Genomic DNA, 13178 nt, shown 5'->3' on the forward strand with positions numbered 1-13178 from the left:
TTGGGCTCTATTAAGGTTACTCAGGCAAACCCAGAGTTACCTCCATGTTCTAGTCATTTATATCCTATAGAAATAATAAATTACATCAATTATTATTCGGCCATTTGCTGAATGACTGCGGTTGGAAGGCGGTCATTGTCTTGGGTATTGCGCTGCGTATCACTGATGGCAAAACCGGCTCCTCCTTCGATGACCTCGGGCTGGAAAGTTTCCGTCACACCCCAACGCGCCATGCGCCGCAGCAATTCGATGGCGTCATGGGGGTTCGCCATGCCCTCGGCCACCGCGCAACCAAGATCGGTGATGCGCTGCGCGCCATGTAGCAGGCAGCGATCCCTGATCTGGTTCTTCAGCGACGCCGGGTACACGCCGAGCGTCTGGGTGTGGACGGTGACATGGTGGAGCGCCTCGTCGACATGGTCGAGCGGCACCAGATTGACGACGCGGCAGGCGAGATGGTCGCGAAAATCCACCGGATCGTTGGATTGCGAGACGATGACGCCCCCTTCATTGGCCTTGCAACCAAAGACACGATAGGAATCGCTGTAGCGAATACCATCGATCTCGTCCTTGAGATGAGCATCGAAGGCCGGGTGGGGAGTGCTCAGATTGGAGGGCAGCGCCTGGAGCGCGGCTTGCACCTTCTTCCCGAATTTATTGAGCCGGTCGATATCATCGTCCTGCGTGCCACTGGCGATATAGGCCACGCGCGAACTGACGCAGCCTTCCTGATTATAGAAGCCGACATCCATCGCAAGCCGTCTTGCGGCCTCGTCCATCGATGCTTCCGAAGCCAGCGCTTCGGGGCCGAGAATCGAGGCGCTGATCTTGGGGTCGAGCGCGATCAGGTCGAGGCCGGGTCCGATATAGCCGCGAATGCTCTGCATCGAGGCCATCCCGCCCCAGGCGACGATCTTGTCTATCGCACCGCCGCCATAGAGGCGCTTTTCGAATTCCACATCCCCGCCCTTCCAATAGCCGACAGTGAAATGCCGGGTAATGGGATGGTCGGGCGCCATTTCGATCATGGTCTTTACGATGGCGAACATGGTGAACGGGTCGTTCGACGGGCTTTTAATGATGTTATCGCAGCGCAGGATGGAGCCGTTGATGACAGCGAAAAGCGTGAGCAACGGGGAATTGCCTGCATTGAGATGTACAATGCGACTGCCAAAGGCGCGCACCGACACCTCACGGTCATGGAGCGTGTAGCTGTCCCATCCTTCCAGATAGCGCGATCCGATATTCTGCTCGATAATATCGCGCAGGAAGGTGCGGTTGAGGCTGGAACTCAGCGCCGCATAGGCACCATAAAGCTGCTCCCGCTTCAGGCCGGCCGTCTGCACCGCAATGTCCAGCGACTGCGCGATATAGGGGTTGGTGTCCGGCGAAAGGCGCGGACCCAGCTCGACCAGATAATCGACGATCTCATCGAGCGACACATCGTAGAGATCGCCAATCTTCGACGGGTCTTTCAGAACGATCTCGTCGATATACTGATTGACGTCCGGCGTCTGGAACGCGACCACGCCACGGCGTGCTTCGAACCGCAACAGATTATCTTCGATGATCCGGCCGCGGATGATGAGCGGGATGGTATATTCAAGCATCACAAATTCCTTGTCATGGCGGATCAGGCCGTGAGATATTCTTCAAGTCGATCGAAGGCCTGCGGCGTCTTGGCGCAGGTGATCTTGTCATCCCCACCGCGCGTGTCGGCGAGGCGCTTGATCGAATTGAGAAAGTAAGGGCCCTTGCGTCCGCAGTCGCATCCGCCATCCCAGTTGATCGTCACGTCGTCACCCGTCGCGGTGCCCGACCAATAGGTGCTCGGCAGCAGGTCCATGACCAGCATGCGACCCCGCTGGACGCCTTCGCGGGGCAATGCCAGTCCGGTTTCGGGGTCGGAGACATGCTGAATCCCCCACGGCAGCGGATGGAGATGCCCCTCATCGCAACGCAACGATACAGCGTTCGTCTCCGTCATCGAATAGACTTCGCGGATCTGGCTTGGATATTTGAACGGGAACACGCTTTGTACCGTATCCATCCAGTCGTCAGGGAAGGTGTAGCCCTTGGTGCCACCACCCGCGACCAGAACCGAGTCCTGCGCCCATTCGACCTTGATGCCGCGCTTGATGCATTCCAGCGCGATCTGGTAGAGTTGCACCCAGAAGCCGTTGTAAATCACGGTTTTGCCCTTTTGCGCGACAACCGCGCGGTCGATGAAGTCGTCCCAGCGCTTGGCACTTTCCTTCGCCTTGGCGGCGATCTCCCTGCCCAGGGCCTGCTCGCGCGGCGTCAATTCAAGCTTCTCGCCAAGCGCTTCGGCACGGCGAAGCTTGCCGGCCAGCCACAACTCGTTGGCGCCGGCGAAACCGTCGCTGAGCGTGATGATCATTTCCTCGCGGTCGCCGTAGATATGCTTTCGCATCAGATCGAGCATGATCGCGGTGCCTTGCCGACCGCTTCGACCGGGATAGCCGCAGATGAAAGGATAATTCCCACTTTCCAACATTTCGCGATGGGGACCGTACATGCGCAGCACATGCTCGAGGAAAAACGGCACTTCGACCGTGCTGCGAGGGAATAGCGAAATCTTCCCGCTGGTGCCCGATGAGGCGGCGGGGCGGAGCGGGGTCTGCGCCTCGATCGCGTCCAGCCAGTCGTCGAGCGTTTCCACGCCTTCCAGATTGACGGCGGAAAGATCGTGCGTGGTCAACCCTTGCAACCAACGCGTCATACGATCATAGCGACCATTGTCCACATCGCCGGTGGCGTAGGACTTGTACATCGTGTGAGGAAAGCCGAGGCTGGCAAGATCATCGAAGCTGGTAACGGATTCTATACCGACGTCATCGGCCAATCGATCCAGTGCTTTAAGTTCTGACCGCAACTTCTCAAATCGCTTTTGGAAATGATGAAGCTGAAGTTTAGCGACTTCATCATAATCCAGCGCGTAAAGTTCATCGCTAGTCAGGCGAACGAAGTTTTCCGGATCTTCATACAAGTCGTCGATTGTCACTGTCACGGCTTTATCCTGATTTTGTTAATGCTTCCGCTAGTCGACACGGATCCATCGCCGCACCTGACTTATCGAATGGCAATATGCGCCGTCGTTCGGGCAGTGCATAGCGAATTAATTGAACCGCCATTTTAACATACGCCAGCCCAAAGGGTCGGCCTCCACGCGCGCAAAATTGTTCGGCATCCGCACCTTTGAGAGCCGGGAACAAAGTTCATGCCCTCATTTGCGAAACGCCCGGATGTGAATAGGGGCGCGCAGGGGCGTCAGACGCGAAAGCATCCCTTCTACCGGCGCTGTTCCCTATAATGCATATAAATATCGCGTTGTGCCGGCCTGCGATTTCTAATCAGATCGCGCAGCTAAATTGCGTAAAAACAATAATTTTGAGCGTCATTCACCATCGATCTTGAGCACTAACTTGCCCCGGTTATGCCCGCCCTTCAGCCGCTCAATCGCGGATTGGAGATCGGCGAGTTCCACCACCTCGACCGGCGGGATACGAATAGCCTGCCGCTTCAGAATGTTGACCAATGGCACTTTTGCAATCCGTTCGGGCCAATGGGCGAAGCATCGCACGTGCCGGAATCCGAGCGCCTGCGACGCGCGCATCTGTTCGTCCAGATCGCTCATGTCGAGCCCGGTCGATATGCTGACCAGCGTTCCGCCCGGCTTCAACGCGTCGAGCCCATTGGGCAGCGTATTTTGCCGCACCGCATCGAACACGATGTCGACGCCCTCTGGCGCCCATTCGCGCGTCTGGGCGACGATGCTCTTGTCCGGGTCGGTATAGTCGATGGCGATGTCCGCCCCCATCCCGATCATATAGTCCTTGTTGACCGTCCTGCCCGTCGCCGCCACGAACAGCCCGCCATATTTAGCCAGCTGAATGGCAAAGCTGCCCACGCCCCCCGAACCGCCATGGATCAGCACCTTCTGGCCGGGTTTGGCATTGCCCAGATCATCGGCGAACAGGGCGATATAGGAGGTCATGAAGCAGATCGGCGTGGCGGCGGCATCGGTCATCGGCACCCCGTCGGGAACCGGGCATGCGAGACTGGCGGGGACGGAGACATATTCGGCAAAAGTCCCCGCCTCCCCGGTCGTGCGGCTTCGCGCGAACATGACACGATCACCTTCACGGAAGGTGGTGACGCTACGTCCCACGCTCGCGACCACGCCTGCCGCCTCGAACCCCATAATATTGAGATTGCTGGCGGGGATGTGTCGCGACAAGCCCTGCGAATATTGCCAGTCAGCCGCGTTCATTCCGCCATAGGCAATTTTTACCAGAACCTCGTCGTCCAACATGGTCGGTTTGTCGACGTTGGAAACGCGCGGTGACTCCGACTTATTGAAGAAATCCGCGGTAACTGCGCGCACAGGCCTCACTCCTCATTCAATATAAGCCGACTTGCCGACGGAAATTACGCTCGGGGCGCGAGCAGCTCCAAGAGGCGCATGTCCGTGCTGCCATCTGGCGCCACCGCCTTTATGCAAACCTGGCTGGCGCCCGCGCTCAGATGTTCGTCGATGCGTTTGCGCAGCGCAGCCTCGCCTCCCCAGCCGACGATCGAATCCACGAAGTGATCGGAACCGCCATGGGCAAGGTCTTCGTCGCTGAATCCCTGGGCCTTCCAGGAGTTTTGATAGTTCGGCTTCGAAAGATAATATTCGATTTCGCTCCGAGCGATGGCCCGTGCCTTTACAGGGTCGCTTTCGAGGACCATCGGCTGTTCGACGCAGAGCAGCTTGTCGGGACCCAGAATGGCGCGGGCCATTGCGGTATGGTCCGGGTTGACCAGATAGCTGTGCGCGCCCTGTGCCCGTTCGCCCGACAGCCCGATCATCTTCTCGCGCAGACCAGCCAGAATGATCGTGGTCGGCTCGGCGGGAGCCGCAGCCATATAGGGAGCCTGAGCCATAGCGTCGAGATAGGCACGCATCGTAGGGATGGGCTTGCCATATTCATGCCCCCGCCTGTCTTCCACGGTCTCCCGATGGGACACGCCCAGGCCCAGGATGAAGCGCCCGCCCGATTGCTCGTTAAGCGCGTCGGCCGCGCCTCGCATGGCGATCGGATCACGCGTGTAGATGCTCACGATGCCCGTCGCCACCTTCAGCCTGCTCGTATTGGCGAGCAGCCAGGACGAGGTGATCAGCGGATCGCGCCCGAAGCCGCCCGGTGTCCAGATCGAGTCATAGCCAAGTTCCTCGACCCGGCGGGCGAAGCTGGCAAGGCGTTCGGCGGAAGCCGGCCCCATTTCGCCGGAATTCTCATTCTCGAAATAGCTGATCGGTCCATCGATATAGGCCCAGACCGCAATTTTGCCGAGCTTCATTCCTGTTCTCCTGTACGACGCGTACGTCTGGACCCGCATGGTCAAATTCGAAATGGCAAAGGCTAGGCGAGGCCTGGCGTTTGCCGGTGCAAGCGGAGTGCGAAATCGGCCACTGCCGACGTCACGATCCGCGATTGCCTTGCTGCGATGTGCAGGCCGCAGCCCCACCTCTTGCCGATCCGGATGACGGGGAGCGGCTGCGCGTTCGATCAGCGAAAGGCCGGCAATACCTCATCCGCGAACAGCTGCGCATAGGGAATGAATTGCTCGGCCGAGATGCCGGGCGGCATGATCATCGACACATGCTCCAACGGCATGCGTTGCTGCATCGCCTTGTACTTGGCGATTGCGCCCTCGGGCGTCATGACCTGCATCTTGCCCGACTTCTTGAACTCTTCGAGGCTCATGGCCTCCATCCCCTCGCCACCCAGTTCGGCGTAGACTTGCAGGACATGGTAATAATAGGGTGCCAGTTCCTCCATCGCCTTTTCCGGGTCGCGCGCGACCACGGCAAAGAGATCGCCGATCCGCACCTTGCCCTGGCTGACGTGCTTTCCGGTCGCTCGCAGTTGTTCGACATAGATGTCTGCCCCGTCCGGCGTGCCGACATAGCCGTCGCCATAGGTCAGGGCGCGTTCGATCGCCTTGGGGGCAAAGCCGCCGATGTAAAGCGGGACCCGGCCGCGCGGAGCCGGCGGCATCATGCGGACGCCGTTCAATTGATAATGCTGACCCGCATAATCGAGCGTTTCGCCCGCCCAAAGCCGGGTGACGATCTCCAGCCACTCGTCGAACAGGCGGCCCCGTTTGGTGAAATCGACGCCCATCGCCGCATATTCTTGGGGCAGATAGCCGATGCCCAGACCCAGTTCCAGTCGCCCTTTGGCGATAATGTCGAGTACCGCGCAATCGGAGGCGAAGCGCGTGGGGTGGTACAGCGGGGCGAGCGCCACCCATGAGCCGATCTTGATGGTCTTGGTGCGCGCGGCGATCGCCGCAAGCGCCACGAGCGGCGAGGGCATATAGCCGTCACTGAACATATGATGCTCGGGCACCCAAGCGAACTCGAAACCGGCCTGCTCGCTCCAGACGGCGACGTCGATCGTCTCTTCGTACACATGCTCCCAGGGCTTGTACCACTGCTGCGGATTGCGGAAGTCGTAATGGTAACCAAAGGTTACTTTGTCTGGCATCGATCCGCATCCCTCATATGCTGTTTACCGACTGGCGCCGCCGGCCCACCAGTCGCTGACCTATCGATGCGCCTTGCAGGGCGCCACCGGTCCATTCCTGTTCTTGATAGCATGAGCGCCCCCATTCGAAGGCTTCACCCGACGGTGATATGTGGTTCCGTGCGGACAGGGTCTAGCAGATTAATTGAACCGCCGTTTAACCGCGCTCGGCTCTACCGACTGGCCCATGGATCACCTGAAATGATTCACGCGATCCGAGCGCCAACCACCGGGAACCCTGCAATGGCTTCGCGCTCGAAGTCGGCGCGAATCCACCATAGCAGCACCAGACCAGAGGCACTGAGCGCCCCGCAGACGGTCGCCAGTCCCCCGGTCAGGCCATTGACCATGTCGCCGACCATCGGCACCGCGACCGGCACCACGCCTGCGCCCAACAGCGTCAGCCCCATGTACAGCAACGCCACAAATGTACCCCGCATCCGGGCCGGCGCGACCTCCTGCATCGACACGACGATATTGGTGACGCCGCCCAGCCCCGCGGCCGAACCCAGCCCGATAAATATCAGTCGAACCACGGGGTCGGGCAGCAGCAGGCCGATGGACAACGACAGAAAGCCTATGGCCATACACGCCATGGTGACCAGGATGACGGCATCCATACGGCCTTTGGCTTTCACACGGGACGTGATCCAGGGCACACCCATCACCCCCACCACGCTCCCCACGAAGACCACCGGGCCATAAGCCGATCCGGCCTCCACAGCAGACCAGCCGAAATCCCGCTTGAGCGATTCGACCGTCCAGTAATTGAGCGCGTAGCTAAATCCTCCCGCGGAGGCGGCGGTTAAAAAAAGCCCCGCATACATTTTCTTGTGAGCCGCGATCTGGCGCACGACATCGCGCTTGGTAACCGCTTGCACCTGTCCGTGCTCGCTCGTCCGCCGCGGCTCGCGTGCCGTCATCAGAAACAATATGGACAGGGCCAGGGACGGCAGGCCCACCGCCAGAAGCACGAGTTTCCAGATCTGCATATCGATCTGCATGCCGCCCACCTTTGCTCCTTCGATGCCCGAGATGATGGCGGCGCCGCCCGAAAACGCGAGTGGCGGGCCGATAAGACCAGCCGTCGTGTAAAGGCTGGCGGCCAGACTGCGCTTTTCACGCGGGAAAAGATCGCCGATCATCGAATGCGCTGCTGGCGTCAGCACCGCTTCACCGGCGGCGAGACCCAGCCGGAGCAAGACCAATATGACGTAGCTTGCGGCGAAGGCCGATCCGATCGTGCACAGGCACCAGATGACCGCCCCTGCGGAGATCAGCAATTTGCGGTTGCCCTGATCGGCTATGCGGCCCGCCGGCACACCCAGAAACGCATAGGCAATCGCAAAGGCTGTACCGACCAAAAGACCGATCTGTACATCATTGAGCTGAAACTGTGCCTTTATCGGCCCGATCAGCAGGATAAGGATATTCCGGTCGATCAGCGAAAAGGTATAGAGCGCCGCCAACATCGCGAGAACAAGCCAGGAGCTAGCGCCAGCCCAAGACTTGGACGCTTCAGCGCCGGTCGATGCGTACATATCTTCTCTCCTTGCTGCATTCGCAGTCTTATGACGACCATCTGATTATCTGCCGAAGCATAGCGACGCATCGCGCGCCAGACATTCGGCCGAATGCCCGCAGCCGGGCCGATCAGCCGCACGATGGACATAGGCGCCCAGGAATCACGTGCCGGACCGGATATGAAAAAACACGGAGAACGGGAATCCGTCGTCGCAGAGTTTGATCCTTCGTTGCATCGGCCTCCCGCCGGCTCCCTCAATTCCGCCAAGAGGCCTGGCCCGGTAACAATGTGGGACATGGCGCTCACAGCCTAACGGTTTAATTGAACCGCCGTTTAAATGGGGTCCTATCGCTTGCTTAATCGCATCGGTTCCGCGCACGCTTATTGTCACGATGGCGACCCGCCAGGCGCAGTTCGAATGGACTACGCCAAAAATCGCGACACATCGCGCTGCCACAATCGGCCGAAAGGTTCACAGCCGCAGGCGCCCTGCGCCATGGACACCCGGCCTGTTCCCATAGTATGAAAGCTTGGTAGAAATTAGGGGAAGCGCAGATTCGGTGCTGGGGTGGCTCACCCATGATAAAAATGGCAAATTTGCCTGAGAAAATGTGCCGAGCCTGAAGATCGCGCCGACCCGAATTGAAAATGCCCCGGCAAACGGAGGATATATGAGAGGACGCCCTCACAGTTGTGCCGAACGGAATTTATCCGATTCCCTCCTCATGGCTGCCGAAAATCAGCTGCGTGACAAGAGCCATCTCGATCTGACCTCCCGCGAAATAGCGGAGGCAGCGGGAACCCACGCCGGAATGGTGAACTATTATTTTCAGGGCAAGGACGGCTTGCTTATGGCGTTGCTTAAAAACGCCGCGAAGGACGTCGACAGGCATCTGGATGCCATGGAAGCCGCTATAGAAAGCGGGGACGACGATCCTACCGAACGCATCGTGCGCGGACTCATTGCCGCTTATCAGCAGAAGGCGGCCGTCATCTCGATATTTTACATCGAGTTATTTCGGGTGGGCTCGCCGGTTAATGTCTTTTATTCGGAGCACCGCGAGTATAATTCCGTTCGTATCGAGAAGATGATACGTAAACTCGTCGCCAAAGGGGTCTACCGGCAGGACCTTGACCCCGTGGCGGTGACATGGATATTGTTAAGTCTGGTGATCGGCCCGTCAATGCCGATGTGCCCGGTACAAATCGCCGGTGCAATCGGCTCGGTGCCGACCGAAGTGTGGATCGATAATATAGTGCGTATGTTGCGCAAGGATCTTCTTGCGGATGTCAACGAACGCTGAGAAGGGTCGTTCAATCTCCTATTTACGAGCATCGATTGCATCTGCTCGGGATTAACCGGCGCTTATAGCGCATGAATTATCTCGATATACGCGGGTGCTATTTGTCGGTGGTTTCATCTGCCATCATCCCAGCTGCGCGCAGCGAAACTGGAGTTCCAAAACATGGAAGTAGATCTTCACGTCCCGCGGTTCGACTGGGCGGGCGGTCCTGAAACCATGGGGTCCGGGATAGCCGATCTTGCAAGACGCGCGGAGGCGCTGGATATTCGCGCGCTCTCGTTCATGGATCATTATTTCCAGATGGACAATATGGCGCCTGCCCAGGACCCCATGCTGGAAGGCTATACCACCCTGGCCTTTGTCGCCGCCCTCACCCGCCGCCTGCGCCTTCGCCTGCTGGTTACCGGTGTCACTTACCGCTATCCCGGAGCGCTCGCGAAGATCGTGACGACGCTTGACGTGCTGTCAGGCGGGCGTGGCGAACTCGGCATCGGCGCCGCCTGGTACGAACGCGAGCATAAGGGTCTGGGAATAGCTTTCCCGCCGGTCGCCGTTCGCTTCGAACAGCTTGAAGAAACCCTGCAAATCTGCCTTCAGATGTGGAGCGACAATGATGGGCGCTTCGATGGCAAGCATTTCCAGCTTGCCGAAACCCTGTGCTATCCCGCTCCTGTTTCCCAGCCGCGTCCCCGCATACTGATCGGCGGCGTTGGGGAGCGCAAGACGCTGCGGCTGGTCGCCCAATATGCCGACGCCTGCAATTTTTTCGGCAGCCCGGCGGACGTGGCGCACAAGCTTGGCGTGCTGCGGCAGCATTGCGACGCAGTGGGGCGGAATATCAGCACCATCGACGTGACGACGCTGGTCAAAGCCGAGGACGATTGGACAAGTGCGGATGTGCTGCGTGCCGCCCAGGATTATGGCGCGGTCGGCGTGAACGCGATCACAGTCATGCCGCTGGGCAACGATCCGGCTGGAAAGCTTGAAGCGATGTTCGGCCCGATAATGGATACTATTCGGGCAATCGAACCGGCCCCGATATGATATCGAGGGCCGCGGGAGCGCGCCGCCCGATCATGCCGAACCGGCGCCTTGCGCGATAAGTCTGGGCGGTCGATCCGTCCGCACCCACAGGATCGGGCCGCCATCGAGAAGCGTGAAAACCTCGCTCAGCGCTGCAAGAATATTTTCCCGTCCGCGTCGCGCGAAACGCGCACATCATAGACCTGGCTCAACAGCCGAACGAAACCTTCGCGATTGCCAAGCTGGAACGTCCCGCCGATCGGCATCGCGGCGAGCCGATCGCCCTTCACCACTATGGGACGGCGCGTATAGCGATTAAGCTCCGCCACGGCCTGACCGAGCGTCTTGCCATCCAGCACCAGCACGCCGTCGCGCCAGCGCAGACTCTGATTGAGCTTGTCCAGCGGCTCACGCATCACGATAGTCGCCATGCCGATCGCCACCGCTGTCGATCCGCTCGGCAATACCGTCGATCCTAGTGCGGAACTGCGCCCCACGCCCTTGAGCTGGACCGCCCCCTGAAGAACGGCGACGCGCAACAACTCGCCCTCGCGACGGACTGAGAATTTGGTGCCGAGCACCGTAACATCATGCGCGCCGGCATGGATGACGAAGGGCCGGCTCGGATCATGCGCGATCTGGAAATAGGCCTCGCCCCCGCTGACCCACGCAACGCGGCGCTCCTGTTCAAATGACAGGCGCAATTTGGTATTCGTATTGAGTTCGATCATACTCCCGTCAGCCAGATGCGCGGTGCGCCGTTCCCCGATATGTGTTTCGAGGTCGACTATCTCCGCAGGCTGCGGGCTTGGCCACATGGCAAATCCCACAAGCGCCAGAACGAGCGAAGCCGCTAGCGCAAATGGCGCGAATGAGCGCCATTTGCGCCGGGCAGGTTGCAACATTACGACCGGATCATAGAGCGCCCGCAGGCGATCGGTCAGGCGCCACCCTTCCTCCAGCCGCCAATATGCCGCCTTGTGCGCGAGCGATTCAGCCAGCCATGCATCGAGCTCCGCCTGATCGGCCGGCGACCAGTCGCCCTCGTCCCGACGCAGGAGAAATCGGGCGGCCCGGATCTCGGCTGTCTCGGTCGGCATCATGCACCCTCACCGGGTTTGACGACCGGCATCGTATCGGAACCGGCTTCGGGTGGCGACGCGTCAAGCATGTGGGCGGCGAGCAGGCGGATGCCGCGCGTAATCTGCTGCTCAACCGCTTCGATGCCGATGCCAAGATGGTCGGCGATCTCGCGTATCTTCATCCCCTGGATCCTGCGAAGCCGCATTACCTCACCGCAGCGGGGCGGCAGGCGATCCAATCCCGCCCGCGCGCGCGCCAGCTCCTGGCTGGCGCTCACATAACGCTCGGGCGTCAGCCAATCGGCGTGCACGGGCAATTCTTCGAGGTCGGCCAGAAAATCGAAGCGGACGACGCGCGCACGCTGGGCGCGGGTGATAAGCAGATTGCGCGCTATCGTGAAAACATAGGCTGCCGTTCGATCCGGCAAAGCCCGCCCGGCGCCGCGAAGCGCCTTTTCATACACCTCCTGCCGCAGGTCGGCGATCTCCTCCCTTTGAGAACAATGCCGGCGCAGAAAGGCGGTCAGCGAGGGCTCCAGGATGAGCACCTCCCGACGAAACCATTTGTTCAACTCATCATCGCTGAACATATTCCTCCGCCCTCAAATGGGCCCATCAGTCATGACTCATGGAAATCGAAATACCCTATCCCTGGCCCGTGCCCAGATAGGATTTATGCGCGCCCAACTCCTCCATAGGGTACAGGATCGCGAGCCGGTCACTCTCGTCCTCCGGCACCGGGGAGCGCCTTTCCACCCCCGAGCGGGCAAAGGTCCGCCCTGCAACATTTATCGACGACCTTTGATCGATTGCCCCGAAAGCGCTGCCTGGTTGCGGGTCGGCATTCTCAACATTCATCAAATATACCGCGTGACGAAGGCCTCCGGCGAGTCGCGCTGGGTCACGAGCCGGTTCACCGGCGCTTGCGGGTCGGCATAGCCCAGCGCCATGCCAGATATGATGACATGATGATCCGTGATCGGCAGCACGCGACGGACTGCCGCCCCATATTCGCACCAGGCCTGCTGCGGGCAGGTTTGCAGGCCGAAGGCAGGCGCAAGCGTCATAACGTTGGTCATGAAATTGCCCATGTCGATCCACGCGCCATAGCCCCAGTCACGTTCCATGACAAAGAACAGGCCGACCGGCGCGTCGAAAAAGTCGAAATTGCGCAGTAGCGCCCGCTTGCGACCGGCCACGTCGTTCCGCTCGATCCCATAGATGTCGAACAGGTCGAAGCCCACCTTCCTGCGGCGTGAGCGATACGGCTCCTTTATTTCCCGGGGGAAATACTCATATTCATCGCTGCGCTCGTCGGCGGAGGCCGCCGCCTTCACTTCGTCACACAGCCGTGCACGCGTATCCCCGGTTACATAATGGACCATCCACGGCTGCATGTTCTGACCCGACGGCGCGCGGGACGCCGTCTCCAGGATCTTGTAGACGACACTTTCGGGAACCTCTTGGCCCAGGAACTGGCGGATCGAGCTGCGGCCAGCGACCGAATCGAAAGCCGATATCTTCCGGTCCGGTGCGACCAACGAAGGGCCATCCGGGATCCAGCCGATCGGCGGGCCGGCCTGGGAAGAAATGAGGACAGCATCGTCAGACATATTCGGCTTTCAAATTGCAGGGGCGATGATCA

Annotated in this window: 11 protein-coding genes; 2 read left to right on the top strand and 9 right to left on the bottom strand. The window is 59.7% G+C overall.

Translation table 11 applies throughout. The annotated features are described in order from the left end of the window. Nucleotides 1-92 precede the first annotated feature (92 nt). The 6 genes from WG907_RS14290 to WG907_RS14315 form a co-directional block, all read right to left on the bottom strand. Complete coding sequence (locus tag WG907_RS14290; RefSeq protein WP_340233809.1) at nt 93-1610, bottom strand: acyl-CoA reductase; 1518 nt, start codon at nt 1608-1610, stop codon at nt 93-95. Nucleotides 1611-1633: 23 nt separating this feature from the next. Next, nucleotides 1634-3031, bottom strand: coding sequence for a LuxE/PaaK family acyltransferase (locus WG907_RS14295; protein WP_340233811.1), 1398 nt, complete (start codon nt 3029-3031; stop codon nt 1634-1636). Between the two features lie 387 nt (nt 3032-3418). Beyond that, nucleotides 3419-4408, bottom strand: coding sequence for a quinone oxidoreductase family protein (locus tag WG907_RS14300; RefSeq protein ID WP_340233813.1), 990 nt, complete (start codon nt 4406-4408; stop codon nt 3419-3421). A gap of 44 nt (nt 4409-4452) precedes the next feature. Continuing rightward, a complete protein-coding gene (locus WG907_RS14305; protein WP_340233814.1) occupies nt 4453-5367 on the bottom strand; it encodes a TIGR03620 family F420-dependent LLM class oxidoreductase in 915 nt (304 codons plus the stop codon). Nucleotides 5368-5576: 209 nt separating this feature from the next. Then, on the bottom strand, nt 5577-6560 hold the full coding sequence (locus WG907_RS14310) for an LLM class flavin-dependent oxidoreductase (protein WP_340233816.1): 984 nt from the start codon (nt 6558-6560) through the stop codon (nt 5577-5579). A gap of 245 nt (nt 6561-6805) precedes the next feature. Beyond that, nucleotides 6806-8140, bottom strand: a complete 1335-nt coding sequence (locus tag WG907_RS14315; RefSeq protein WP_340233818.1) for an MFS transporter — start codon at nt 8138-8140, stop codon at nt 6806-6808. A 655-nt stretch (nt 8141-8795) separates the two neighbouring features. Between WG907_RS14315 and WG907_RS14320 the strand changes: the two genes are divergently transcribed. Both WG907_RS14320 and WG907_RS14325 read left to right on the top strand, forming a co-directional pair. Next, nucleotides 8796-9428 carry a TetR/AcrR family transcriptional regulator gene (locus tag WG907_RS14320; protein WP_340233820.1) on the top strand — a complete coding sequence of 211 codons (633 nt, stop codon included), beginning with the start codon at nt 8796-8798 and terminating at the stop codon, nt 9426-9428. 162 nt (nt 9429-9590) lie between these two features. Further along, nucleotides 9591-10472, top strand: coding sequence for an LLM class F420-dependent oxidoreductase (locus tag WG907_RS14325; RefSeq protein WP_340233822.1), 882 nt, complete (start codon nt 9591-9593; stop codon nt 10470-10472). A 125-nt stretch (nt 10473-10597) separates the two neighbouring features. Here the strand turns inward: WG907_RS14325 and WG907_RS14330 are convergent, their stop codons facing one another. From WG907_RS14330 to WG907_RS14340, 3 genes are all read right to left on the bottom strand, one after another. Then, the gene (locus tag WG907_RS14330) at nt 10598-11551 is read right to left on the bottom strand and encodes a FecR family protein (RefSeq protein ID WP_340233824.1); all 954 of its coding nucleotides are present in this window, start codon (nt 11549-11551) and stop codon (nt 10598-10600) included. Then, the gene (locus WG907_RS14335; protein WP_340233826.1) at nt 11551-12123 is read right to left on the bottom strand and encodes an RNA polymerase sigma factor; all 573 of its coding nucleotides are present in this window, start codon (nt 12121-12123) and stop codon (nt 11551-11553) included. The genes WG907_RS14330 and WG907_RS14335 overlap by 1 nt, the downstream gene beginning before the upstream one ends. 267 nt (nt 12124-12390) lie before the next feature. Next, nucleotides 12391-13146, bottom strand: coding sequence for a nitroreductase (locus WG907_RS14340; RefSeq protein ID WP_340233828.1), 756 nt, complete (start codon nt 13144-13146; stop codon nt 12391-12393). Nucleotides 13147-13178: the final 32 nt, after the last annotated feature.

It is taken from the genome of Sphingobium fluminis (assembly GCF_037723805.1).
Lineage (GTDB): Bacteria > Pseudomonadota > Alphaproteobacteria > Sphingomonadales > Sphingomonadaceae > Sphingobium.